At 68.8% G+C, this 21259-nt stretch carries 17 protein-coding genes; 9 read left to right on the top strand and 8 right to left on the bottom strand.

The window, feature by feature from the left end; translation table 11 throughout:
• Positions 1-14 precede the first annotated feature (14 nt).
• Positions 15-1184, top strand: coding sequence for a lytic murein transglycosylase (locus C0V75_RS01935; RefSeq protein ID WP_101919211.1), 1170 nt, complete (start codon positions 15-17; stop codon positions 1182-1184).
• On the opposite strand, the gene C0V75_RS01940 is transcribed toward C0V75_RS01935, so the two are convergent.
• From C0V75_RS01940 to smc, 3 genes are all read right to left on the bottom strand, one after another.
• Entirely contained in the window at positions 1181-1765 is a 585-nt protein-coding gene (locus tag C0V75_RS01940; RefSeq protein ID WP_158241757.1) for a dimethylsulfonioproprionate lyase family protein, read from the bottom strand. The two genes, C0V75_RS01935 and C0V75_RS01940, sit on opposite strands and share 4 nt — an antisense overlap.
• Positions 1766-2180: 415 nt before the next feature.
• The gene (locus C0V75_RS01945; RefSeq protein WP_101919213.1) at positions 2181-2531 is read right to left on the bottom strand and encodes a hypothetical protein; all 351 of its coding nucleotides are present in this window, start codon (positions 2529-2531) and stop codon (positions 2181-2183) included.
• Between the two features lie 24 nt (positions 2532-2555).
• The gene (gene smc / locus C0V75_RS01950; protein ID WP_101919214.1) at positions 2556-6011 is read right to left on the bottom strand and encodes a chromosome segregation protein SMC; all 3456 of its coding nucleotides are present in this window, start codon (positions 6009-6011) and stop codon (positions 2556-2558) included.
• An 837-nt stretch (positions 6012-6848) separates the two neighbouring features.
• On the opposite strand from smc, the gene C0V75_RS01955 reads away from it, so the two are divergent.
• From C0V75_RS01955 to C0V75_RS01965, 3 genes are all read left to right on the top strand, one after another.
• A complete protein-coding gene (locus C0V75_RS01955) occupies positions 6849-7253 on the top strand; it encodes a GFA family protein (RefSeq protein WP_101919215.1) in 405 nt (134 codons plus the stop codon).
• Positions 7231-7695: a GNAT family N-acetyltransferase gene (locus C0V75_RS01960; protein ID WP_101919216.1), complete on the top strand. Its 465-nt coding sequence runs from the start codon at positions 7231-7233 to the stop codon at positions 7693-7695. Before C0V75_RS01955 ends, C0V75_RS01960 begins: the two co-directional genes overlap by 23 nt.
• A gap of 735 nt (positions 7696-8430) precedes the next feature.
• Positions 8431-8976 (top strand): NADPH-dependent FMN reductase, encoded by a 546-nt coding sequence (locus C0V75_RS01965; RefSeq protein WP_101919217.1) that lies wholly within the window; start codon positions 8431-8433, stop codon positions 8974-8976.
• A gap of 10 nt (positions 8977-8986) precedes the next feature.
• Here the strand turns inward: C0V75_RS01965 and C0V75_RS01970 are convergent, their stop codons facing one another.
• Positions 8987-11524: a hybrid sensor histidine kinase/response regulator gene (locus C0V75_RS01970; protein WP_101919218.1), complete on the bottom strand. Its 2538-nt coding sequence runs from the start codon at positions 11522-11524 to the stop codon at positions 8987-8989.
• Between the two features lie 332 nt (positions 11525-11856).
• Here C0V75_RS01970 and C0V75_RS01975 point away from each other — a divergent pair, with 332 nt between their 5' ends.
• The 4 genes from C0V75_RS01975 (at position 11857) to C0V75_RS01990 (ending at position 16696) form a co-directional block, all read left to right on the top strand.
• Positions 11857-13485 (top strand): glucan biosynthesis protein, encoded by a 1629-nt coding sequence (locus C0V75_RS01975; RefSeq protein WP_101919219.1) that lies wholly within the window; start codon positions 11857-11859, stop codon positions 13483-13485.
• Positions 13482-13661, top strand: coding sequence for a hypothetical protein (locus tag C0V75_RS01980; RefSeq protein WP_101919220.1), 180 nt, complete (start codon positions 13482-13484; stop codon positions 13659-13661). Before C0V75_RS01975 ends, C0V75_RS01980 begins: the two co-directional genes overlap by 4 nt.
• A 3-nt stretch (positions 13662-13664) precedes the next feature.
• Positions 13665-15425 carry a glucans biosynthesis glucosyltransferase MdoH gene (mdoH, locus tag C0V75_RS01985; RefSeq protein WP_101919221.1) on the top strand — a complete coding sequence of 587 codons (1761 nt, stop codon included), beginning with the start codon at positions 13665-13667 and terminating at the stop codon, positions 15423-15425.
• A 113-nt stretch (positions 15426-15538) separates the two neighbouring features.
• Complete coding sequence (locus tag C0V75_RS01990; protein WP_101919222.1) at positions 15539-16696, top strand: OpgC family protein; 1158 nt, start codon at positions 15539-15541, stop codon at positions 16694-16696.
• Here C0V75_RS01990 and C0V75_RS01995 read toward each other — a convergent pair.
• Positions 16689-17510, bottom strand: a complete 822-nt coding sequence (locus tag C0V75_RS01995; protein ID WP_101919223.1) for an aldo/keto reductase — start codon at positions 17508-17510, stop codon at positions 16689-16691. The genes C0V75_RS01990 and C0V75_RS01995 overlap by 8 nt on opposite strands.
• Before the next feature lie 131 nt (positions 17511-17641).
• Between C0V75_RS01995 and C0V75_RS02000 the strand changes: the two genes are divergently transcribed.
• Complete coding sequence (locus tag C0V75_RS02000; protein WP_101919224.1) at positions 17642-18043, top strand: response regulator; 402 nt, start codon at positions 17642-17644, stop codon at positions 18041-18043.
• A gap of 3 nt (positions 18044-18046) precedes the next feature.
• On the opposite strand, the gene C0V75_RS02005 is transcribed toward C0V75_RS02000, so the two are convergent.
• Genes C0V75_RS02005 through C0V75_RS24025 form a run of 3 tightly spaced genes read right to left on the bottom strand, consistent with a single transcriptional unit; the run spans position 18047 to position 21236 of the window.
• Positions 18047-18937 carry a lysylphosphatidylglycerol synthase transmembrane domain-containing protein gene (locus C0V75_RS02005; RefSeq protein WP_101919225.1) on the bottom strand — a complete coding sequence of 297 codons (891 nt, stop codon included), beginning with the start codon at positions 18935-18937 and terminating at the stop codon, positions 18047-18049.
• On the bottom strand, positions 18934-20550 hold the full coding sequence (locus C0V75_RS02010) for a sulfatase-like hydrolase/transferase (protein WP_101919226.1): 1617 nt from the start codon (positions 20548-20550) through the stop codon (positions 18934-18936). The genes C0V75_RS02005 and C0V75_RS02010 overlap by 4 nt, the downstream gene beginning before the upstream one ends.
• Positions 20547-21236: a CDP-alcohol phosphatidyltransferase family protein gene (locus tag C0V75_RS24025; RefSeq protein WP_305791139.1), complete on the bottom strand. Its 690-nt coding sequence runs from the start codon at positions 21234-21236 to the stop codon at positions 20547-20549. Before C0V75_RS24025 ends, C0V75_RS02010 begins: the two co-directional genes overlap by 4 nt.
• Positions 21237-21259 lie beyond the last annotated feature (23 nt).

Below are 21259 nucleotides of genomic sequence, written 5' to 3' on the forward strand. Positions count from 1 at the left end.
CAACGGAGAACACCATGCGCCCCGCCCTCATCGCCGCCCTGTCTGCCACCCTCGCCACCCCCGCCCTGGCCGATGTCCCCTGCGGCGGCGACTTCGGCGCATGGGTGCAGGCCATGAAGACCGAGGCCACCGCAAAGGGCATCCCCCCCGAAACGGCGGATGCCTTCTTCGCAGGCCTCTCCCCCGATCCGCGCGTCCTCAAGGCCGACCGCTCCCAAGGTGTCTTCCGCAAAAGCTTCCTCGACTTCTCGCAAAGCCTCATCTCCCGCGACCGCCTCACCCGGGGCCGCGCGCTCTCCGATCAGTGGGACGCCATCTTCGACCGGGCAGAACAGGAATACGGCGTCTCGCGCGGCATCCTCCTCGCCTTCTGGGCCTTCGAGACGGATTACGGCGCGGTCCAGGGCGATTTCGAAACCCGCCGCGCCCTCGTCACCCTCGCCCATGACTGCCGCCGCCCCGACCTCTTCCAGCCTCAGGTCTTCGCCGCCCTCGAAATGCACCGCCTGGGCGAATTCGACCTGAACACAACCGGCGCCTGGGCGGGCGAGATCGGGATGGTCCAGATGCTGCCGGGCGACATCCTCGCCCGCGGCGTCGATGGCGATGGCGACGGGCTCGTCACGCTCAAGACCTCGGTCCCCGACGCGCTTCTGTCGGGCGCGAAGATGCTGCAACATCACGGCTGGCAGGCGGGCCAGCCCTGGCTGCAAGAGGTGATCCTGCCCGAAACCTTCGACTGGTCCCTCACCGGCCTTGAAACCGAACTGCCCGCCGAACAATGGGCCGCGATGGGCGTGCAGCTCCGCGACGGCGTGGTCCCCAACGGCCTGCCCGCCTCGGTCCTGCTGCCGCAGGGCAGGAACGGCCCCGCCTTCCTCGCCTATCCGAACTTCCGCACGCTCTTCGAGTGGAACAAAAGCTTCGTCTATGTCACCACCGCCGCCTATTTCGGCACCCGGCTCCTCGGCGCAGAACCCTATCGCGCCGGCAATCCCGACCCGGCCCTGCCCGTCGAAGAGATGAAGGCCCTGCAACAGAAACTCGCCGCCCTCGGCTATGACGTCGGCACCATCGACGGCATCCTCGGTGCCGCCACCCGCAGCGCCGTGCAAAAGGAACAAGCCCGCCTCGGCCTGCCCGCCGATGCCTGGCCCACGCGCGACCTTCTCGATCGGCTCTAGAGCGGCAGATACCAAAGCGCGAGGAACGGCCGATCCCCCGACCGCATCGCATGCAGGATGCCCGGCGGGTTGTAGATCAGCCGCTCCATCCCCGGATCGGTCCAATCCATCTCGGCATTCCACCATTCGCCCGGTGCCAGCGACAGATAGACCTCCGCCGGAGGATGCTTGTGATCGACATAGGTCACGCCGGGGGCCATCAGCGTGGCCCCGATCCACAGATCGTCCCGCTCCTCATACCCTCCGGGTCCAAGGATCAGCGCATTGGCATGACCGTCATAGAAGGCCCGGTTCGCCGGATCGCTGGCATCCCGCCGCTCCCATTCCAGCCGCTCCGCCATGGCCTCCAGCGCATCGGCCACCGCCCGGCGCGGGCCATCGCCGGTGCTGTCCAGCGCCGCATCCAGCCAGCCGCAGACGGGCAGGGTCGCCGGCGGCACCGTCGAAGGCCCGCCCACCCGCGCATGGCAACGCCGGAACACCTCGCGCGCCACGGCCTCGGCAGGCGATCCCGGCTCCGCCGCCGCCATCACCGCCACCTCCGACGCCTCGATGAACCGCTGTAGCACCGGATCCCGCATCGCAACCCCCATCACACCGACAGCCCCACCCTGCCCCGCCCGCACGCCTCTGCGCTATGCCATTTCCGACATGCCCGGACGCGGCATGGACCGCGTTTCGCAACGCCCAATTAACCAAATCCCCAGCAAAGACTTTACACAGCAACGCATCAGGGTCATCTTTCGCTCACGATAGTCAAAATGTCAGGTTCACCTCCTGAAAAGAACCCGGCGCAGTTGCTGCTGCGCCGGGTTTCCCTTTTCACGGGGCTAGGACCCGATCCAAAGGCGCAGGATGGAAACCAGCAGCGTTCCCGCCGCGATGATGACCATCCACTTTCGATAGTCCTTAATGTCCAGTTCGATCACCTCCAATCATCGCAAGGGATTGCGATGCGGAAACCCTAGAATTGGAGGATGAATAAAATCTTAGGGATCACATCCCGTGCAAGGGCCGCTCGCGCCGCCGCCACCCGACCGCGGCCTTCGCGCAGGCCCGCACCAGGCCGCGCCATACAGCCAGCCCCGCCACCAGATCGGCCCCCTCGGGCAGCGCCATCACCAGCCGCGTCTCGCCCTCGGTGATGTCCAGCCGCCCGGCCGGATTCGCCCGCATCCAGGCCTCCCGCTCTGCCTCCCCCGCGCGAACCGGAAAGCGCAAGGCGAAGACCCGCCCCTCTACCGTGAATTCCGGCGCCTCGGCACCATCGCGGGCAAAGACCACCTCCCCCGCCCGCTCCACACCGACAAAGCCCGCCGCAACCAGCGCCTCTTCCAGCCCCGTCAAGCGGCCCCCATCACACAACCCCCATCACGCAACCAAAGCCTCGGCCTTCTTCAGATCGACGCTCACAAGCTGGCTCACCCCCTGCTCCTGCATCGTCACTCCGAACAGCCGGTCCATCCGCGCCATCGTCACCGCATGGTGGGTGATGATCAGGAACCGCGTATCCGTCCGCCGCGTCATCTCGTCCAGCAGGTCGCAGAACCGCGTCACGTTGGCATCGTCCAAAGGCGCATCCACCTCGTCCAGCACGCAGATCGGCGCCGGGTTCGCCAGGAACACCCCGAAGATCAGCGCCAGCGCCGTCAGCGTCTGCTCCCCCCCGGACAAAAGCGACAGCGTGGCCAGCTTCTTCCCCGGCGGCTGGCACATGATCTCCAGCCCCGCCTCCAGCGGATCATCGGATTCCACCAGAACGAGCCGCGCCTCGCCGCCCCCGAACAGATGGGTGAAGAGGGTGGAGAAATTGGCATTCACCTGCTCGAACGCCGTCAGCAGCCGCTCCCGCCCTTCGCGGTTCAACCCGGCAATCCCGGCGCGCAGCTTCTTGATCGCCTCTTCCAGATCGACCTTCTCGGTAACCAGCGTGTCATATTCCTCCGACACCGCCTTGGCATCCTCCTCGGCGCGCAGGTTCACCGCCCCCAGCGCCTCGCGCTGCCGCTTCAACCGGTTCACCTCGGTATCCAGCGTCTCGGCATCCGGCATCCGATCCGGGTCCGCCTTCAGCGTGGTCAGCAACTGCTCCGGCGTGCTTTCCGTCTCTTCCATGATCCGCTCGGCGGCATAGGCCACCGTCTCGCGCGCCGCATCCATCCGCGCCTCGGCCCGTGCGCGGGCCTCCCGTGCCTCGCCCGCCGCGCGCTCCGCCTCGCGCTCGGCCAGTTGCGCCTCGCGCAAGGCACCCTCGGCCTCGGCCAGCGCATCCGCCGCCACCCGCCGCCGCTCCTCCGCCGTGGCAATCGCCTCGGCCAGTTCCTCGCGCTTGATGGCAATCTCTTCGGGCGCGGCGCTGGCCTCGGCCAGTTCCTCTTCCGTCTCGGCCTTGCGCTCCGCCAGTTCGGCGATGCGCTTTTCCGCCGTCTCCAGCCGGTGCTTCCAGCCCGACAGCTCCTTCACCGCCTCCTGCCGCCGCCGCACCCGCGCCTCGCCCTCGCGCCGCAACTCGTCATGCGCCGACCGGCGGGTCAGCATGGCCAGCCGGGCCGCCTCCACCGCAACTTTCGCCGCCTCCACGGCATTGCGCGCGGCCTCCACATCACCAAGGTCACCCATCGCCGCCTCGGCCTCGCGCAGCCGCGCCCGCGCCGCCATCGCCTCATCCTCAAAGCGCGAAACCGCCAGCCGCGCCGCCTCCAGCTTGCCCGCCGCGATGGACTTGTCCGCCTCCGCCCGCGCCGCCGCCCGGTTCGCCTCGGTCACCCGGCCATCCGCCGCCCGCCGCGCATCCCGCGCCATCTGATCGGCCCGCGCCAGATCGGCCAGCCGCGCCTGCAAGGCCTCATGCGCCTGCCGCGCCCCTTCCGCCCGCGCCGCCACATCCTCCAGATCGCGCTTCAACTGCACCAGCCGGTTCAACTGCTGCAAGCGCAGCGCCGCCGCGCTCGGAGCATCCTCCGCCCCCGCCCGGAACCCGTCCCAGCGCCACAGATCGCCGTCCTTCGACACCAACCGCTGCCCCGGCAACAGCGCCGCCTGCAAGGCCGCCCCCTGCGCCCGGTCCACCAGCCCGATCTGCCCCAGCCGCCGCGCCAGCACGCCGGGCGCCGTCACATGCGCCGACAGCCGCGCCACGCCCGCGGGCAGGTCCTGCGGCCGGTCATAATCGGCCAGCATCGCCCAGCCCGACCGCCCGTCACTCCCCACTTCCGGCGCGCGCAGATCATCGGCCAGCGCCGCACCCAACGCCTTCTCGAACCCCGGCTCCACCTCCAGCCGGTCCAGCAACTGCGTCCCCGCACTCGCCTCCCGCTCCACCAGCCGCGCCAGCGCCGCCACTTCCGCGCGCAGCGCATTGGCCTCGCCCTCTGCCGCCGACCGCGCCGCCCGCGCCTCGGCCTCGCGCCCCTGCGTCTCGGCCCGTGCCGCCTCGGCCTTCTCCAGAAGCGTCTCGGCCTCCTCGGCCTGCGCGACCGCCACCTCCTGCGCCTCTTCCGCCGCCTCGAACGCCTCCGACGCGAAGGCCAGCGCCTCCGTCGCGCCCTCCACCGCCTCCCGCGCCGCCGCGGCCGCGCCCTCTGCCTTCTCCAGGCTCCCGCGCGTGTCGCTCAGCATCCGCTGCGCCGACTGATGCCGCGCCACCAGCCGCGCCGAATCCTCCGTCGCCTGCGACAGCAGCGCCTCGCGATCCCCAAGGATCGCCCCCGCCTCGCGCGCCGCCTCCGCCGCTTCGGCCAGCCGATCCTCATGCCCCTCATGGGCCCGCGCGAGCTGCTCGATCTCCCAATCCAGCCGCCCGATGGTCTCCCCGGCATCCCGGTTCAGCCCCGCCTCGCGCTCCATGTCGCGCACCAATTGCTCGATCCGCCCGCGCAGCGTCTCGATCATCGCCCGCGCCCGCGCCTCCTGCTCGGCCAGCCCGTCGCGCTGCACCACAAGCCGTTGCAGGATGGCCGAGGCAATCGCCTCCTCCTCCCGCCGCGAGGGCAGCACATCCTCCCGCCCCTCCCGCGCCTTGCCCGCCGTCCGCGCCGCAGCTTCCGCCTGCGATGCCGCCACCAGCCGCTCGCGCAGCACGCCCTCGGCCTCCAACCGCGCCATCTCGGCCTCGCGCCAGCGCCGATACAGCAGCATCCCCTCCGCCCGCCGCAACTCCTCGCCGATCTCGCGATAGCGCGCCGCCTGCTTGGCCTGCCGGTTCAGCGTGGAAAGCTGCTGCGCCAATTGCTCCAGCACGTCATCCACACGGGTCAGGTTCTGCTCCGCCCCCTGCAACTTCAGTTCCGCCTCATGCCGCCGCGCATAAAGGCCCGAAATGCCCGCCGCCTCCTCCAGCACCCGACGACGCGCTTTCGGCTTCGCGTTGATCAGTTCCGAAATCTGCCCCTGCCGCACCAGCGCCGGGGAATGGCTCCCGGTCGAGGCATCGGCAAACAGCATCTGCACATCCCGCGCCCGCACATCCTTGGCATTGGCCTTGTAGGCCGATCCCGCATCCCGCGTGATCCGCCGGACGATCTCGATCTGATCCGCCTCGTTGAAGCCCGAAGGCGCCAGCCGCTCCTGATTGTCGATGATCAGGGCCACTTCCGCGAAATGCCGCGCGGGCCGCGTGGCCGCCCCGGCAAAGATCACATCCTCCATCCCGCCGCCGCGCATCGCCGTGGGGCGGTTCTCGCCCATCACCCAGCGCAGGGCCTCCAGCAGGTTGGATTTCCCACAGCCATTGGGCCCGACCACGCCGGTCAAGCCCTCATGGATCACCAGATCCGTGGGATCGACAAAGCTCTTGAACCCGTTCAGACGCAGCTTGGTGAAACGCAAGGGCGATCATCCCCGGTTGATTCCGTCAAACCCGCATCGTCCCTACCTTCCCCCGTCCCGTCAACCGCCCGCACACCGCATATCGCCACCCTCGCGCGCTTATCCCCAAGATATTGCGGCACCCCCACCATCCCCCGCGCGGCTTCCGGCCGCTCCACCTCCGGACCCGCACCCCGGACGCAGGCCCAACACCCCCGCCCCCCGCCTCCCCACCCGCCCATCACCGGCCGCCAACCCGTGATTTCAACCCGATCCGCCATTTCACCTTGGCCCAAATACTCATTCAACGCCGCAAACCCCAGATAACCGCCCCGCAGCGCCCCCGAACCACATCCCGCTCCGCCGACCCACCCGCCACCGCCCCGAGCCCACCCGGAGAACCCGGTTTACCGCCCCTCCGCCCCGCACTACCCTCGCCCCCTGCACCAGCCCATCACCGGCCGCCAACCCATGAGGACGACCCGCCCCCCCCATTTCACCTTGGCCCAAATACTCATTCAACACCGCAAACCCCCGCGAACCGCCCCGCAGCGCCCCCAAACCCCATCCCAGTCCGCCGACCCGCCCCGCCACCGCCCCGACAAGCCATTTTTCCGCCCCTCCGCCCCGCACTACCCTCGCCCCCTGCACCAGCCCATCACCGGCCGCCAACCCGTGATTGCCACCCGACCCCCCATTTCACCTTGGCCCAAATACTCATCCGACGCCGCAAACCCCAGATAACCGCCCCGCAGCGCCCCCGAACCCCAGCCCGGTCAGCCGACCCACCCGCCACCGCCGCGAACCCACCCGGAGAACCCGGTTTACCGCCCCTCCGCCCCGCGCTACCCTCATCCCATGCACCCGCCCATCACAGGCCGCTGCCTCTGCGGCGCCATCACCTACCGCGCCGATGCCCCGCCGCTCTGGCAGATGCATTGCCATTGCGAAAGCTGCCGCCGCACGACGGGCTCCGCCTTCGCCTCCTTCTTCGGGCTGCCCGATGGCCGCTGGCGCTGGACGCAAGGCACCCCCGCGCTCTACCGCTCCTCTCCCGGGGTGGAACGTCTCTTCTGCCCGACCTGCGGCACGCCCATGGCCTATCGTGCCGACCGTTTCCCCGGCGAGACGCATTTCTACGCCGGCACCCTCGACCATCCCGAAAGCTACCGACCCACCGCCCATGTCCATGTCGCCGAAGCCCAGCCCTGGGCCGACATCCATGACGGATTGCCCCGCCATGACGCCACATCGGGCGACTGATCCCCATGACTGGCCCGCGCTGCTCGCCCTGATCCGGCGCGCCTTCGCACCGATGGAGGGGGTCATCGACCCGCCCTCCTCTCTCCACCGCCTCACGCCCGAAGGCATCGCCGCACAGGCCCGCAGTGGCGAGGTCTGGGTGATCGGCACCCCGCCTTGCGCCTGCGTCTTCCTGACCGTCACGCCGGGGGCGCTCTATGTCGGCAAGCTCGCGGTGGACCCGCCGCATCAGGGAAAGGGTCTCGGGCGAACGCTGCTGACCCTGGCCGAAAGCCGCGCCCGCGCCCTCGGCCTACCGGCGCTGGAACTCCAGACGCGGGTGGAACTCACGGCCAATCAGGCCACCTTCCGCCATTTGGGCTTTGTCCAGACCGCCGCCACCGCGCATCCCGGCTATGACCGCCCCACCTCCCTGACCTTCCGCCGTACCGTAACACCGTAGGGCGGGGTTCACCCCGCCACCCCCCCCGCACCCTCCGTAGGGCGGGGGTCTCCCCGCCACTCCCCCAACCCCCTCGACCGATCCACCCCCACAACCCGCGCCACCGCCCCCTCGACCCCCGCCATATCCGCACTCCACTCGTAACGCCGTAAGGCGGAGTTCACTCCGCCGCGCCCCCCGCACCCTCCGTAGGGCGGGGTTCACCCCGCCGCCCCCACAACCCCTTCGACCGATCCAACCCCACAACCCGCGACACCGCCCCATCGTCCCCCGCCATATCCGCACTCCACTCGTAACGCCGTAAGGCGGGGTTCACCCCGCCCCCCCCCGCACCCTCCGTAGCGCGGGGATCTCCCCGCCGCCCCCACAACCCCCTCGACCGATCCAACCCCACAACCCGCGCTACCGCCCCATCGTCCCCCGCCACATCCTCACTCCACTCGTAACGCCGTAAGGCGGGGTTCACCCCGCCATCCCCCGCACCCTCCGTAGCGCGGGGTTCACCCCGCCACCACCCAACCCCCACCCCCACTTCTCCCCCCATCCCGGCCGCCACCCATTAACCTTAACGCGCCCTTCACCCGGCGCGCGCCCCGTGGCCACAATTCGCTGCACAGAATGCGGCACAGGACGCGGCACGCCGGATGCCGCCCGGCCTTGCCCTTGCAGCCGCCGATGAACCGCATACCTTCCCGCCCAAGCAAGACACCGAACACTCCCGGAAGGCCCCCCAGTATGCTCACCCTCCTCGGCATCCCCGGCGCGCTCCGCGCCGCCTCCACCAACCGCCTTCTGCTGGCCGAGGCGCGCCGCGCCTTCGGCGAGGCGATCCAGACCGAGGCCGACCTCCGCCTTCCCCTCTTCGACGAAGACCTTGAAATCGCGGAAGGCTTTCCCGAACCCGTGCTCCGCCTGCATGCCCAGATCAAGGCCGCGGATGCCATCGTCATCGCCACGCCCGAATACAACAAGGCCCTGCCCGGCGTGCTGAAGAATGCCCTCGACTGGGTCTCGCGCGTCCCCGGCGCCGCCTGGCGCGACAAGCCGGTCGCCATCGTCTCGGCCGCCGATGGCCGCGCCGGGGGCGAAAGGTCGCAATTCTCCCTCCGCCTCTGCCTGAACCCCTTCCGCCCCCGGCTCCTCCCCGGCCCCGAAGTCCTGATCGCCCATTCCCGCAGCGCCTTCGACGCCGAAGGCCGCCTGATCGACGAACGCTATCGCAAATCCCTCAACGAACTCATGGGCTTGCTGCGGCGCGAGGCCGAGGGGTCCCACCCCTGACCCCGCCCCTTCAGGTCATCGAACGGGCACGGGCGCGGGCCTCCAGCCGGTCCAGCACCTCCAGCAACTGGCGGGTGGAGACCGGCTTCGTCAGCACCAGATCGGTCCCCGCCTCCTCGAACCGGGTCCGCTCATCCCCGATGGCGGCGGCGGTCATCCCGATGATCAGGCAATCCGCCCCCAGTTCCCGAAGGGTGGAGGTCAGGTCATCCCCCCCCAGTTCCGGCATGAACAGATCGGTCAGCACCACATCCGGCTGGATGATCTTGTAGGCCGCCAGGGCATCTGCCCCGTTCTTCACCCAGACCACTTCCTCGAACAGCCGGTTCAACCGCGCCACCAGCAATTCCCCGATCAGCTCGCTGTCCTCGGCCATCAGGATGCGCCCCCGCTGGCCCGGCTGCTTCGTGCTCGCAACCGGGGCCGGCATCCCCTCGGCCTCCGCCGGAACCGCCATCGGCACCCGCAGCTCGAAGACCGAACCCCCTGTTTCGGCAGGCAGATACTCCACGCTCCCGCCAAGCAGTTCGATCGAGGATTTGGTGACATAAAGCCCCAGCCCCGACCCATCCGTCCGTGCCGTGCTCAACCCATCCCCACGCCGGAACGGCTCGAACAGCGCCGCCCGCGCCTCTTCCGGCACACCAAGGCCATCATCCGTGACCCGCCACACCGCAACCGGCCCGTCCGCCTCGACATAGCCGATGATGATGCGGCCACATTCGGAATGCAGGATCGCATTCTTCACCAGATTGGAAAGCGCCTGCACCAGCCGCACCCGATCCGTCATCCGCGGCATCCAGGCGACGGGAGAAAGATCCAGCCCGATCTCCACCCCCTTCGCCTCGGCCATCAGCAGGAAGGTATTCCGCACCGTCTCGGCAATCTCGCTGGGCCGCACCGTCTCGATCCGGACAGGCAGGTTCTCCTCCGGCCGCACCGTCTGGCGCATGTCGGCCAGCACCGACAGAAGCTGCTCGCTGACCGCCCGCATGCGCGGCCCCATCTCCTCCCAGCTTGCCCCCCCGTCCAGTTCCTCCACCAGCATCGAAATGACCGAGGCCGGCGTGCGCAACTCATGCGAAACGATCGAGAAAATCTCCGTCTGCCGGTTCTGATGCTCCGACAATGAGGCCAGCGCATCGGCCAGCGCCACCTCGCGGCGGTGATCCGACGTCAGGTCGATCAGAACACCATAGGCATAGACCGCCGCGTCCCGCTGCTCGAACCAGCCGTGCAGGCTGATGAACCGCGCGCCCTCCTCTCCGGCCCAGACCGGTCCGGGGGAAAGCTGGAAGGTCTGCATCCGCTGCCCCATCGACTGGTTCGAAAGCGCCTTCACGATGGTCGCTGCGTCATGCGGATGCACTCGGCGCAGGAATTCGCTCAGATCAAACCGTTGCGCGGTGCCAAGGATGCCCGCCGCCGCGCCATCCACCCGCACCTGGTGGCTGCTCAGGTCCAGCACGAAATAGCCCACGGTCGCCAGGGCCTGCACCCGTTCCAGCCGGGCGATGGTCTCGGCGCTCTGCCGCCGCTCCACAATCGTCCCGTGTCGCAGCAGCAGCAGAAGGCAGACCAGCATCATCAGCAGGACAGAGGCCACTTCCAGACGCAGCACATCGGGCGAGGTGATGGGGATCTGAACCAGAAACTGGCCGGTGATGGCGACATAGACGATCACCCCCACCACATTCGCCAGCACCGCCGCATAGGCCGGCGCAAGCAGCGCCACCGCCAGCGCAAGCATCACCACGTCCAGCGTGGGATGCACGGCAAAGCCCTTCATCTGAAGGATACCCAGCAGGATGAAGGCAGGCTGGATCGCCAGCGCAACCGCCATGTTCTTCGCATCCGGACGATCCAGCAGCACAAGCATCAAGGCCATGGCGCAAAGCCCGATGCGCGCGGCACGAAACAGCCCCGCCTCCACCAGATCGCTGCTGTCCCCAAGGGGCGTCGTCCAGGTCGGATCGTAAAGCGCGCTCACCACGACAGGCACCATGGCCGCCGTCAGCAAGACATAGGCCGCCACGGTGCCGATCAGCAGTACCTTGTCCTCGCGCCCGGCGCGTTCCGGCAATCCCCTCTCCTGGATCGTCGTCATCAGCCAGCGCCCGAAGAACCCCGCTGCCAGCGCCGGAATGGCATTCAGCACAAGCCCGAACCCGATCATCGGCGCGACGGACACACCGGCCGGCAAATAGCCAGGTTCCAGCCAGACCCGCAGCAATACCGAAAGGGTAAAGGCCACCGCATAGGTGCCGAAGGCAAGCCACAGCAGCCGCAGCGGGAACAACGCCGCGCCCATCAGCAGGGCAAAGACCGCCTCGCTCGGCAGAAGATCGACAATCGCCCCGTTGGTCTCGGCCCGGACCTGTGCCAGCGTCAGAAGCAGCGACAGCGCGATGAAGGTGGCCGCGAACAGCCCGCCTTCCCGCAAGGGGTTGAGTTCAAGGCGCTGTGGGAAGCGCGCAAGTTGCGGCTGCGCAAGGGCGGCGAACAGCCCCTGCGGCCCGGATCGGCCCGCTTCCGTATCGTCAAGCATCAACCACCTACGGCTTGTCCCAGATGGGCAGCCCCCGACAGGGGTGGTAACCCGAAGGGCGGTTTCGGCCTATGCTTCCAAACGGATGGGACCCATACCTTTCTCGCCCGCGCAAAGGCCGCATCAACCGCTTGGCCCGCATCTTTTTGCACCCGCAGCGAAAGTTCTGCGCAATAATTGTGCGCAATGCCGTCAGAAACGCGGCGATTTTGCGCCGCGTCGATCACGCCCCGTTGAACCCCGCTTGCAGTCGGCATCCCCTCACCCCTATATGCCGCGCTGAGTCGCGCAGGCGCCATGCGCGGGTAAAAACCGTTGGGTTATAGACCTCTATGCCGATGCCACGCTCTCTGAACGCCCCACTTTCCCGTCGGGCCCTCCTCTCCGTTGCAGCGGCCACGCTGCCCGCAGCGATGGTCGCCCTGCCGGTTCGTGCCTTTGCACAAGAATCGACCACGGACGCCGCCGCCGCCGAAAAGGCAGCGCCCGTTGCGGCACCGCAGCAATTTTCCTTCGATCTGCTGACCGAAGAGATGCGCCTCCTCTCGACGCAGCCGCATGTCACCGCGCCCGCACCCGAAGGCTTCCTCGGCGATCTGGATTACGATGACTATCGCCTGATCCGCTTCGCCGATGACCGCGCCCGCTGGAAGGATGAAGAGACGCGCTTCCGCCTCGCCGCCTTCCACATGGGCTGGCTCTTCCCCGAACCGGTCCGCCTGTTCGAGGTCGAGGGCGGCATGGCCTCCGAGATGCTCTTTTCCACCGACGATTTCGAATATCTCAACGACCTCGCCGATCGCGTCCCCGAACATGCGGAACTGCCCGGCGTGGCGGGCTTCCGCCTGAACCACCCGATCAACCGTCCCGACAAATGGGATGAACTCGTGGCCTTCGTCGGCGCCTCCTATTTCCGCGCCCTCGGCCGCAACTCCGCCTATGGCATCTCGGCGCGGGGCCTCGCGCTCAACACCGCCACCGCGCAGGGCGAGGAATTCCCCCGCTTCTCCCGCTTCTACATGGAACGCGACACGGCAGGCGGCGACAGCATCACCGTCTATGCCACGCTGGAAAGCCCCAGTGTGACGGGGGCCTACCGCTTCGTCATCACGCCGGGCACCGAAACCCTGATGGATGTGACCTGCCGCCTCTTCTTCCGGCAGGACGTGGCCGAACTGGGCGTCGCGCCGCTCACCTCGATGTTCCTCTTCTCGGAAAAGAACCGCGCCGAATTCGACGATTTCCGCCCCAATGTGCATGACAGCGACGGCCTGCGCATCCTGCGCGCCGATGGCGATGTGATCTGGCGCCCGCTCAACAACCCGCCGCAACTGACGGGCAGCTACTTCGCCGAAACCGCCCCCCGCCGCTTCGGCCTGCATCAGCGCGACCGCTTCTTCGACAGCTACCAGGACACCCATTCCCGCTATGAACGCCGCCCCTCGCTGGACGTCGAACCGCTGGGTGACTGGGGCAACGGCAATGTGCGCCTTGTCGAAATCCCCTCCGATCTGGAGGCCAATGACAACATCGTCGCCTATTGGGTGCCCGAAGCCCCGGCCAAGGCGGGCGATGCACGGGAATTCGCCTATCGCCTGCACTGGGGCGACCTCGCGCATGACTCGGGCGAACCGCTGGCCTATGTCTTCGAGACGCGCTCGGGCCATGGCGGCTTCGCCGGGGTCGAGGTGCAGCAGGGCACGCGCAAGTTCGTGGTGGACTACAAGGGCGGCCTCATCGGCGGGATGGAACCCGATGCCGAGATCGAGGCCGTCGTAACGATTGCAAATGGTGAGATCACGGGAACCGTGGTCGAAAAGATCCCGGATAGCGATATCTGGCGTCTCGTCATCGACATTTCCGCCGCCGATGGCGCGGTTGTCGAACTGGCGGCCCATCTCGCGGGCTTCGACCGCAAACTGACCGAAAACTGGCTCTATCAGTGGATCAACGCAGCATGATGGATCTCGCGAAGCCGGACCAATTCGATCTGGACCGTCTGGCGGAAGAGCTGGGCGCATTGCCCCAGGCTCCTCTCGCCATGCCCGTCCAGCAACTGGAATCCTCGGCCCGTCCGGGCTTTCTCTCCGCACTCTTGCGCGCCCGCCTCTGGCGCGTGGGCAAGGCCGGTCACTAGGCAATGGGGGCCGGGGCCGCCCCTCTGCGCCGGGTGTATCTTACACGCACCCTCACCCTGACGGCCTCCTTCCTTGCCGCCGGGCTCGGCTTTGTCGTCTTCCTGCAATTCGGCGCATCGGACGGGTTCGATGCCTTCGACGTGCTCCGCGCCCTGCTGATCTTCGCCTCCACCTTCTGGCTGGCCTGGGGCGCCTTCACAGCGCTTGCGGGGCTGACGACGCAGCCTCCCGCCGTGCCGCGCGATCCGGGGCCGGTCCGCGCCATGACCGCCATCCTCGTGCCGGTCTATAACGAAGACCCCGTCGCCACCTTCGCCCGCATCGCCGCGATGGACGCCTCCCTGCGCGCCACCGGCTTTGGCGACCGCTTCCACTTCGCCATCCTGTCCGACACCCGCAATGACGAGGTGGCGGCCCGTGAACGCATCTGGTTCCTCCGCCTGCTGGCCGACACCCATGGCGAAGGCCGCATCTTCTACCGCCGCCGCACCAGCAACAAGGGCCGCAAGGCCGGCAATATCGAGGATTTCATCAAACGCGCCGGGGCGGCCTACAGCTATGCCATCATCCTCGATGCCGACAGCCTGATGGAAGGCGCGACCATGGTGGAAATGGTCCGCCGGATGGAGGCCGCGCCCGACCTCGGCCTCCTCCAGACCCTGCCCAAGGTGATCCGCGCCCGCTCGCGCTTCGGCCGGATCATGCAATTCGCCGGCGGCTTCTACTCCCCCATCTTCGCCCGCGGCCTTGCCATGATGCAGGGGCGCACCGGCCCCTTCTGGGGCCACAATGCCATCGTCCGCATGCGCGCCTTCGCCGAAAGCTGCGGCCTGCCCGAACTCTCGGGCAAGCCCCCCTTCGGCGGCCATATCCTCAGCCATGACTATGTCGAAGCCGCCCTCCTCGCCCGCGCGGGCTGGACAGTGCGGGTGGATGACGATCTGCAAGGCAGCTACGAAGAAGCCCCCGAGAACATCATCGACCATGCCAAGCGCGACCGCCGCTGGTGCCAGGGCAATCTTCAGCATTCGCGCCTCCTCCTCGCCCCCGGCCTCAAACCCTGGAGCCGCTTCGTCTTCCTGCAAGGCATCCTCGCCTATATCGCCCCGGTCTTCTGGCTGGCCTTCCTCGCCGCCTCCATCGCGGCGCCTCTCTTCGCGCCGCCGATCGACTATTTCCCCATCGAATACTGGCCTTTCCCTGTGATCCCGGTCAGCCAGGTGTCCAAGGCGCTCGGCCTCGCCGTCGGTGTCGGCGGGCTGCTCTTCCTGCCGAAACTCCTGATCCTGCTCGACGCCGCGCTGCGCGGCCGCACGCAAGGCTTCGGCGGGCGCATCCGCGCGCTGCAATCCACGCTGACGGAACTGCTCTTCTCCTCGCTCACCGCGCCGATCTTCCTGATGTTCCAGACCCGCTCGGTGCTTCAGGTGCTGCGCGGCGCCGATGGCGGTTGGCCCGCACAGACGCGGGGCGACGGCACGCTCAATTTCCGCGACGCCTGGGCCGCTTCGCACTGGATCGTCACCACCGGCGGCGTGGTGCTGGTCATGGCGCAATGGCTCTCGCCCGAACTGGTGCTCTGGCTCATGCCCGTGGCCCTGCCGATGGTGCTGGCCCCCCTGCTGATCTCCTGGTCCTCGCGCCCCAGCCGCAGCGCGCTCTTCACCGTCGAAACCGAGATCGCCCCCGCCCCGGTGATGCAGTTGCACGACCGCATCCTCGTCCGTTGGGACGAAGACCTCGAAGACCGCACCGCCGCCTGATCCCCGTCCGCGCCGCGCAGCATTCTGCCGCCGCCGTCACGCAACCCTTGCAGAACCGTCACGAAGCGGGCAATAGCCCGCCCGACGCGCCGCTCCGGGCGCTGCGGTGATCCATGCCCTCGCCTTCCCAGCCCTCGCTTCCCCGCCCGCCCTCGACGCGCGACCCGCGCCTCGACGTGTTCCGTGGCCTCTGCCTCGTGATGATCTTCATCAACCACGTTCCGGGCAACGCCTTCGAGGACTGGACCAGCCGCAACTTCGGCTTCTCCGACGCCGCCGAAGGCTTCGTGATGATGTCGGGCATCGCCGCAGGCCTCGCCTATTCCGCTGACTTCCGAGAGGCGTCAATGCGTCTCTGGACCGGCCTCGCCCGCGTCTGGCGCCGGGTCTGGACGCTCTACCTCGTCCACATCCTCTGCACCTTTGCCGCCATCGCGGCGGCAGCCGCCGTCGCGCTCTGGCTCGGCAATTCCGAAGTGCTGTTCCAGAACCAGATGAAATGGGTCTGGCTCGACCCGCTCCGCACCATGGTCGGCCTTGTGCTTCTCACCCACCAGTTCGGCTATGTGAACATCCTGCCGCTCTATCTCGTGCTTCTGGCCGTCTCGCCCGTCCTGCTGTTCGCCGCCTGGCGCTGGCCGCTCCGGCTGCTCGCGGTTTCGGCGCTGGTCTGGCTGCTGGCAGGGATGTGGCATCTCGGTCCGCCGAACTATCCCAGTTCCGGCGTCTGGTTCTTCAACCCGCTCACCTGGCAGGTGATCTTTGTCACGGGCCTCGTCACCGGCGTCATGCTCAAGGATGGCCGCCGCCTCGTCCCCGTCCGCCGCTGGCTCCAGATCCTGACCGGCCTCTTCCTCCTCTATGCCGCGCTGTCGGTGCAAATCCCGGCGGTGTCCAAGATGACGGGGCATACCCTCTGGCTGGCCAAGGAAACCTTCCACCTGCCCTGGAACATCACCGCCTTCGACAAGACCTATGTCACCGCCCCGCGCCTGCTGCATATCCTCGCGCTGGCCTATTTCCTCTCCTCCTTCGTCCTCATCCGCCGCGCCTGCGCGCATGCGCTGGCCGCGCCTTTCGAACTCCTCGGCCGTCAGGCCCTGCCCGTCTTCGCGCTGGGATCGGTGCTCTGCATCGGCCTTCAGGGGGTCAAACACGTGACGGGCGAGGATTTCCTCGCCGACACGCTCATCATCGCGGGCGGCCTTGCCCTGCAATTCGCGCTGGCCGCCGCCCGCCAGTACTGGCCGAAACCCCCGAAGGTCAGTTGAAGCTGGCGGGGTCCGGGCCCGTCCGCTCCCCTGCCTCCAGCGTGGCGATGGCGGCCATTTCCGCCTCCGTCAGCGCAAAGTCGAAGATATCCAGATTCTCGGCCAGCCCCGCCGCCCGGGTGGACCGCGGGATCACCGAACAGCCCAGTTGCACATGCCAGCGCAGGATCACCTGCGCCGGGCTTTTCCCCACCCGCGCCGCCGCCGCCCGGATCGGGGCCGCCTCGAAGGATTTCCCCTGCCCCAGCGGCGTCCAGCTCTGCGTTACGATCCCGTGCCGCGCATGAAAGGCCCGCAACTCCGCCTGCTGCAACCGGGGATGCAATTCGATCTGGTTCAACACCGGCACCACCCCCGTCTCGCCGATGATCCGCTCCAGATCAGACACACGGAAATTCGACACCCCGATCGAGGCAACCTTCCCCTCCTCGCGCAGCGCGATCAGCGCCTTCCATGTCTCCAGGAACTTCCCCCGCTCCGGGCAGGGCCAGTGGATCAGCATCAGATCCACCTGCGGCAGCCCGATCCGCCCAAGGCTCTCCTCCACCGCGCGGCGCGTTTCCACCATGCCCTGCCGGTCATTCCAGACTTTCGTGGTGACAAAGACCTGCTCACGCGGCACGGCCATGCCGCGCAGCCCCTCGCCCAGCCCCTCCTCATTGCCATAGATCGCCGCCCCGTCGATCAGCCGGTATCCCGCCGCCACACCCTCGCGCACCACCCGCGCGGTCTGATCCGCCGGCACCTGCCAAAGGCCAAAGCCAAGCTGCGGCATCACCCGCCCATCGTTCAGCGCAAGACGTCCATCCGTCATCGAAGCCTCTCCTGTGACCTTTCACCCTGCCATACAACAACAGCGTCCCGCCAAAGGCCACCCCGGCCTAAGCCATCTCTACCCCCCGCCGTTGACCCTTTCGTGATACAGACGGCCTTAGGGGGGCTGACATGACCACTGCAACCATGACGGGCGGGCTGCGTGTGCTGCTTGCCGACGACAATCCGATCAACCTGCAAATCCTCACCAGTTTCCTGCGCCGCCTCGGCCACAGCGTGACCACCGCGGAAACCGGACAGGAGGCGGTGGCGAAATGGGCACCGGGCCTTTTCGATCTGCTCTGCTTCGACATCGCGATGCCCGATCTCGACGGCATCGCCGCGCTCAAGCAGATCGAAACCCGCGCCCGTGCCGCCCGCGCCCCGGCACCTCCCGCGCTGACGATCACCGCGAATGCCCAACCGCATCAGCTTGAAAGCTACCTCGCGGCGGGCTTCCGCGCCAACCTGCCCAAACCCGTGCGGCGGCTGGACCTCGATGAGGTCATCAACGGCCTGCAAGGCAAGGGCTGACCGTCACGCCGCCCGCAAGGGCCGAAGCTGCAACAGCAACCCGCCCAGCGCCGTCAAGGTGAACACCGCCCCGAAGGCGGCGCTGGCGGCAAACCCCTCCGCCCCGCTGGCCCCCGCCAGCGGGAAAAGCGCGACCGCCGCCCCTTCCCGCAGGCCCCAGCCGCCCACCGTCAAGGGCACCAGCATCGCGAACAGGACAAGGGGCAGCACCACCAGCGCCGCGCCCAAGGGCAACCACACCCCCACCGCCGCCGCACAGGCCCAGAAAGCCGCAAGGTTCAGCGCAACCGTGCCAAGGCTCAGCGCCGCCTGCCGCCCCCGCACCTCGCGCGCCAGCAGCGCCACGCGCACCCCCTGCCGCCACCGCGCCAGCGCCGCCCGCCGCCCTGCCATCCGCGACAGCACCACCAGCGCCGCACCCACCGACAGCAGCACCAGCGCCAGCGCCGCCAGCACCACCTGCGGCACCGCCATCCCGCCGGGGGCCAGCGTCACCGCCGCCACCGCCACCCCGGTCGCCGCCACCAGCGCCACCTGCCCCGCCGCGCGCTCCAGCACCACCGCCATCCCCGCCCGCTCCAGCCCCACCTCGGCCCGCGCCCGGACAGCGCGCGCCGCATCCCCCGCCACCCCGCCCGGCAGGGCAAGGTTCACCGCCTGCGCCAGAAAATACTCACGCAGCGCATGGCCCATCGCGATCCGCTGCCCCAGCCGCGCCGCCACCAACCGCCAGCGCAGCGCCGACACCGCCGTCTGCGCCACCAGAAGCCCCGCCGCCAGCATAAGCCACCCCGCCTCCGCCCGCCGCAACACCTCCAGCACCGCCCGCGCATCCACCAGCCAGAGAAAGCCCCCCAGCAAAAGCAGCGCCAGCCCCCAGCGCAGAACCCTCATGGCAAGGGCACCGAACTATAGGTCGCGACGATCCGGTCCCGCATCGCCTCCATCGGCAGCGCCGCCATCTCGCGCGGCGGCACCAGACCCGGCGTGAACCCCCATTCCGCCGCCCTCTCCACCAGCCCCGCAGGCCCGATCACATGGATCGGCACGTCACGGCGGTCCTCGCCCGCCACGAACCCCGCCGCCTGATGATCCCCCAGCACAAAGGTCAACGGCATCCGCTCCGGGTCCATCCGCGCCAGCCAGTCCAGCACCACCTCCACCGAATAGGCGACCGACTGGCGATACTGGTCCCGCACCCGATCCGGGTCGCGCCATACCACGGCGGGCGGGTCGCCCTCCTGCGCCATCGCGTCGAAGATGCGCCCGTCGCCCACCTCCTCCCACGGCACCAGACGCGGCACCGGCACCCAGGGCGCGTGCGACGAAATCAGCACCACCTGCGAAAACCGCCGCCCCTCCGCCTCCCCCCCGAGCAGCCGGTCAAAGGCCGCCAGCGTGTACTGATCCGGCATCGTCACCCAGTTGAAGGGCAGCCCCTTGTATCCCAGGTCCGCCGCCGGGAAGATGCGGTCAAACCCCTTCTTCTCCCCCTCCGGCCAGGCCATCGTGATCGCGGGCATCACCGCCCCCGTCTCGAACCCCGCGCGTTGCGCGATGTGGAACAGCCCCTCCCGCCCGCTGGCCAGCAGGGCCTGATAGCGCAACTGATCGCTCACCCGCAGGCCGCTCGCAAAGGTCGCATGGGCCAGCCAGCTCTGCCCCCCGCGGGTGGAAGAGGCAAGATAGCCGGACCGCATCGCCACGCCCCGCGCCGCCAGCGCCGCCTCACCCTCGGCCAGCACGCCCTGCGTCGTCTCCGCGTAAAGCGGGCCTTCCACGCTCGCCCTTCCATAGCTCTCGATGAAGACCACCACCACATCCCGGTCGATCCGGTCCAGCAGATCGGTCCGCCCGCGCAGGGGATCGGCCTCCGCCGCCGCGCGAAACTCGCGCATCGCGGCCCCGGCGCGAAAGACCAGCCGCACCTCCTCGGCCGCCACCCGCGCGGTAAAGGCCGCACCCGGCGGGTTCCAGGGCATCGGCCAGCGGTTCATGATCCCCGCCACCTCATAGGCCGCGATCACCGCCACCACCAGCGCCACGCCCCCCGCCACCCGCCGCGCGACAGGCCGCAGCAGCAGCCCCGCCCGCGCCCAAACGGCCATCGCCCGCTCCAGCAGCCAGAACAACCCGCCCACCAGCACCACCACGCCCACCACCGCCGCCACCGCGACCACCGGCCCCGCCGACCCCGTCAGCAGATTCACCCCCGCCCCGGCCAACATCCGGTCCCCCACCGGGTTGAACCCCCGGCCAAAGGCCACGAACATCGCCATATCCGCCGCCTTCGCCGCGATCACCAGCACCAGCAGCCCCGCCAGCCCCCGCCGGAACCAGCGCCCCGCCCGCCCATCGCCCAGCAGCACGAGGCTCAGCAGCAGCACCGGCAATTCCAGCGGAAACAAGGTGAGCGCGCGCCAGGTCACCGCATCCGGATGATTGGGCTGCACCAGCACCAGATGCAGCACCAAGCCCGAGATCAGCAGACCAAGCGCCTTCCTCATCCCCGGTTCCGCCACAGCCACAGCACATCCCGCCCGAAGGACCAGCACAGCACCGCCACCGCTGCCAACCCGATCCCCCGCGCCGCACCCTCCGGCCAACCCGGCGCCTGCAACAGGATCAGCGCCGCGATTTGCACCACACAGGCCGCCTTGCGCCCGAACTTCGGCGGCAAGGGCGCGGCCAGCCAGGGAAAGGGCAGGAACCCGGCGACAAAGACATAACGCATCAGGCCCAGCGCAAGGATTTCCACCCCCGTCTGCCCCGACAGCCACAGATGCCCCGCCAGCACCGCCGCCAGCGCCGCATCCACCTCCATGTCGAACCGCGCCCCGAAGGCCGAGGAAAGCCCGCTCCGCCGCGCCATCCAGCCATCCACCCCATCGGCGGCCAGCGCCACCGCCGCCACCGCCAGAACCGCCCAACCACCCGGCGCCACCGGCATCAGCGCCGCCAGCCCCGCCACCGCACCCGCCCGCGCCAACGTGACCGTATTGCACCCGCCAAACCGCGCATGCGGATAATGCCGCCCCGCCTGCCGGATCACGAAGGCCAGCACGCCCGCCATCACCGCCCCCGCCAGCAGTGCCGCCCCGGCCCCGCCGATCGCGCCCACGGCCAAGGCCAGGGCCATCGCCAGCCCCCCCGCCGGGATCACACCGGCGGCAAGCGCCCTTGAACCGCCCATCCCCGCCTCTACCTGCCCCATGT

The sequence above is a fragment of the Tabrizicola sp. TH137 genome (assembly GCF_002855575.1).
Lineage (GTDB): Bacteria > Pseudomonadota > Alphaproteobacteria > Rhodobacterales > Rhodobacteraceae > Paragemmobacter.

Coding starts and splice junctions, on each gene's coding strand:
- C0V75_RS01935 (WP_101919211.1), top strand. CDS start 15: ATGCGCCCCGCCCTCATCGCCGCCCTGTCTGCCACCCTCGCCACCCCC.
- C0V75_RS01940 (WP_158241757.1), bottom strand. CDS start 1,765: ATGCGGGATCCGGTGCTACAGCGGTTCATCGAGGCGTCGGAGGTGGCG.
- C0V75_RS01955 (WP_101919215.1), top strand. CDS start 6,849: ATGCACCCGCCCATCACAGGCCGCTGCCTCTGCGGCGCCATCACCTAC.
- C0V75_RS01960 (WP_101919216.1), top strand. CDS start 7,231: ATGACGCCACATCGGGCGACTGATCCCCATGACTGGCCCGCGCTGCTC.
- C0V75_RS01965 (WP_101919217.1), top strand. CDS start 8,431: ATGCTCACCCTCCTCGGCATCCCCGGCGCGCTCCGCGCCGCCTCCACC.
- C0V75_RS01970 (WP_101919218.1), bottom strand. CDS start 11,524: ATGCTTGACGATACGGAAGCGGGCCGATCCGGGCCGCAGGGGCTGTTC.
- C0V75_RS01975 (WP_101919219.1), top strand. CDS start 11,857: ATGCCGATGCCACGCTCTCTGAACGCCCCACTTTCCCGTCGGGCCCTC.
- C0V75_RS01980 (WP_101919220.1), top strand. CDS start 13,482: ATGATGGATCTCGCGAAGCCGGACCAATTCGATCTGGACCGTCTGGCG.
- mdoH (WP_101919221.1), top strand. CDS start 13,665: ATGGGGGCCGGGGCCGCCCCTCTGCGCCGGGTGTATCTTACACGCACC.
- C0V75_RS01990 (WP_101919222.1), top strand. CDS start 15,539: ATGCCCTCGCCTTCCCAGCCCTCGCTTCCCCGCCCGCCCTCGACGCGC.
- C0V75_RS01995 (WP_101919223.1), bottom strand. CDS start 17,510: ATGACGGATGGACGTCTTGCGCTGAACGATGGGCGGGTGATGCCGCAG.
- C0V75_RS02000 (WP_101919224.1), top strand. CDS start 17,642: ATGACCACTGCAACCATGACGGGCGGGCTGCGTGTGCTGCTTGCCGAC.
- C0V75_RS02005 (WP_101919225.1), bottom strand. CDS start 18,937: ATGAGGGTTCTGCGCTGGGGGCTGGCGCTGCTTTTGCTGGGGGGCTTT.
- C0V75_RS02010 (WP_101919226.1), bottom strand. CDS start 20,550: ATGAGGAAGGCGCTTGGTCTGCTGATCTCGGGCTTGGTGCTGCATCTG.
- C0V75_RS24025 (WP_305791139.1), bottom strand. CDS start 21,236: ATGGGCGGTTCAAGGGCGCTTGCCGCCGGTGTGATCCCGGCGGGGGGG.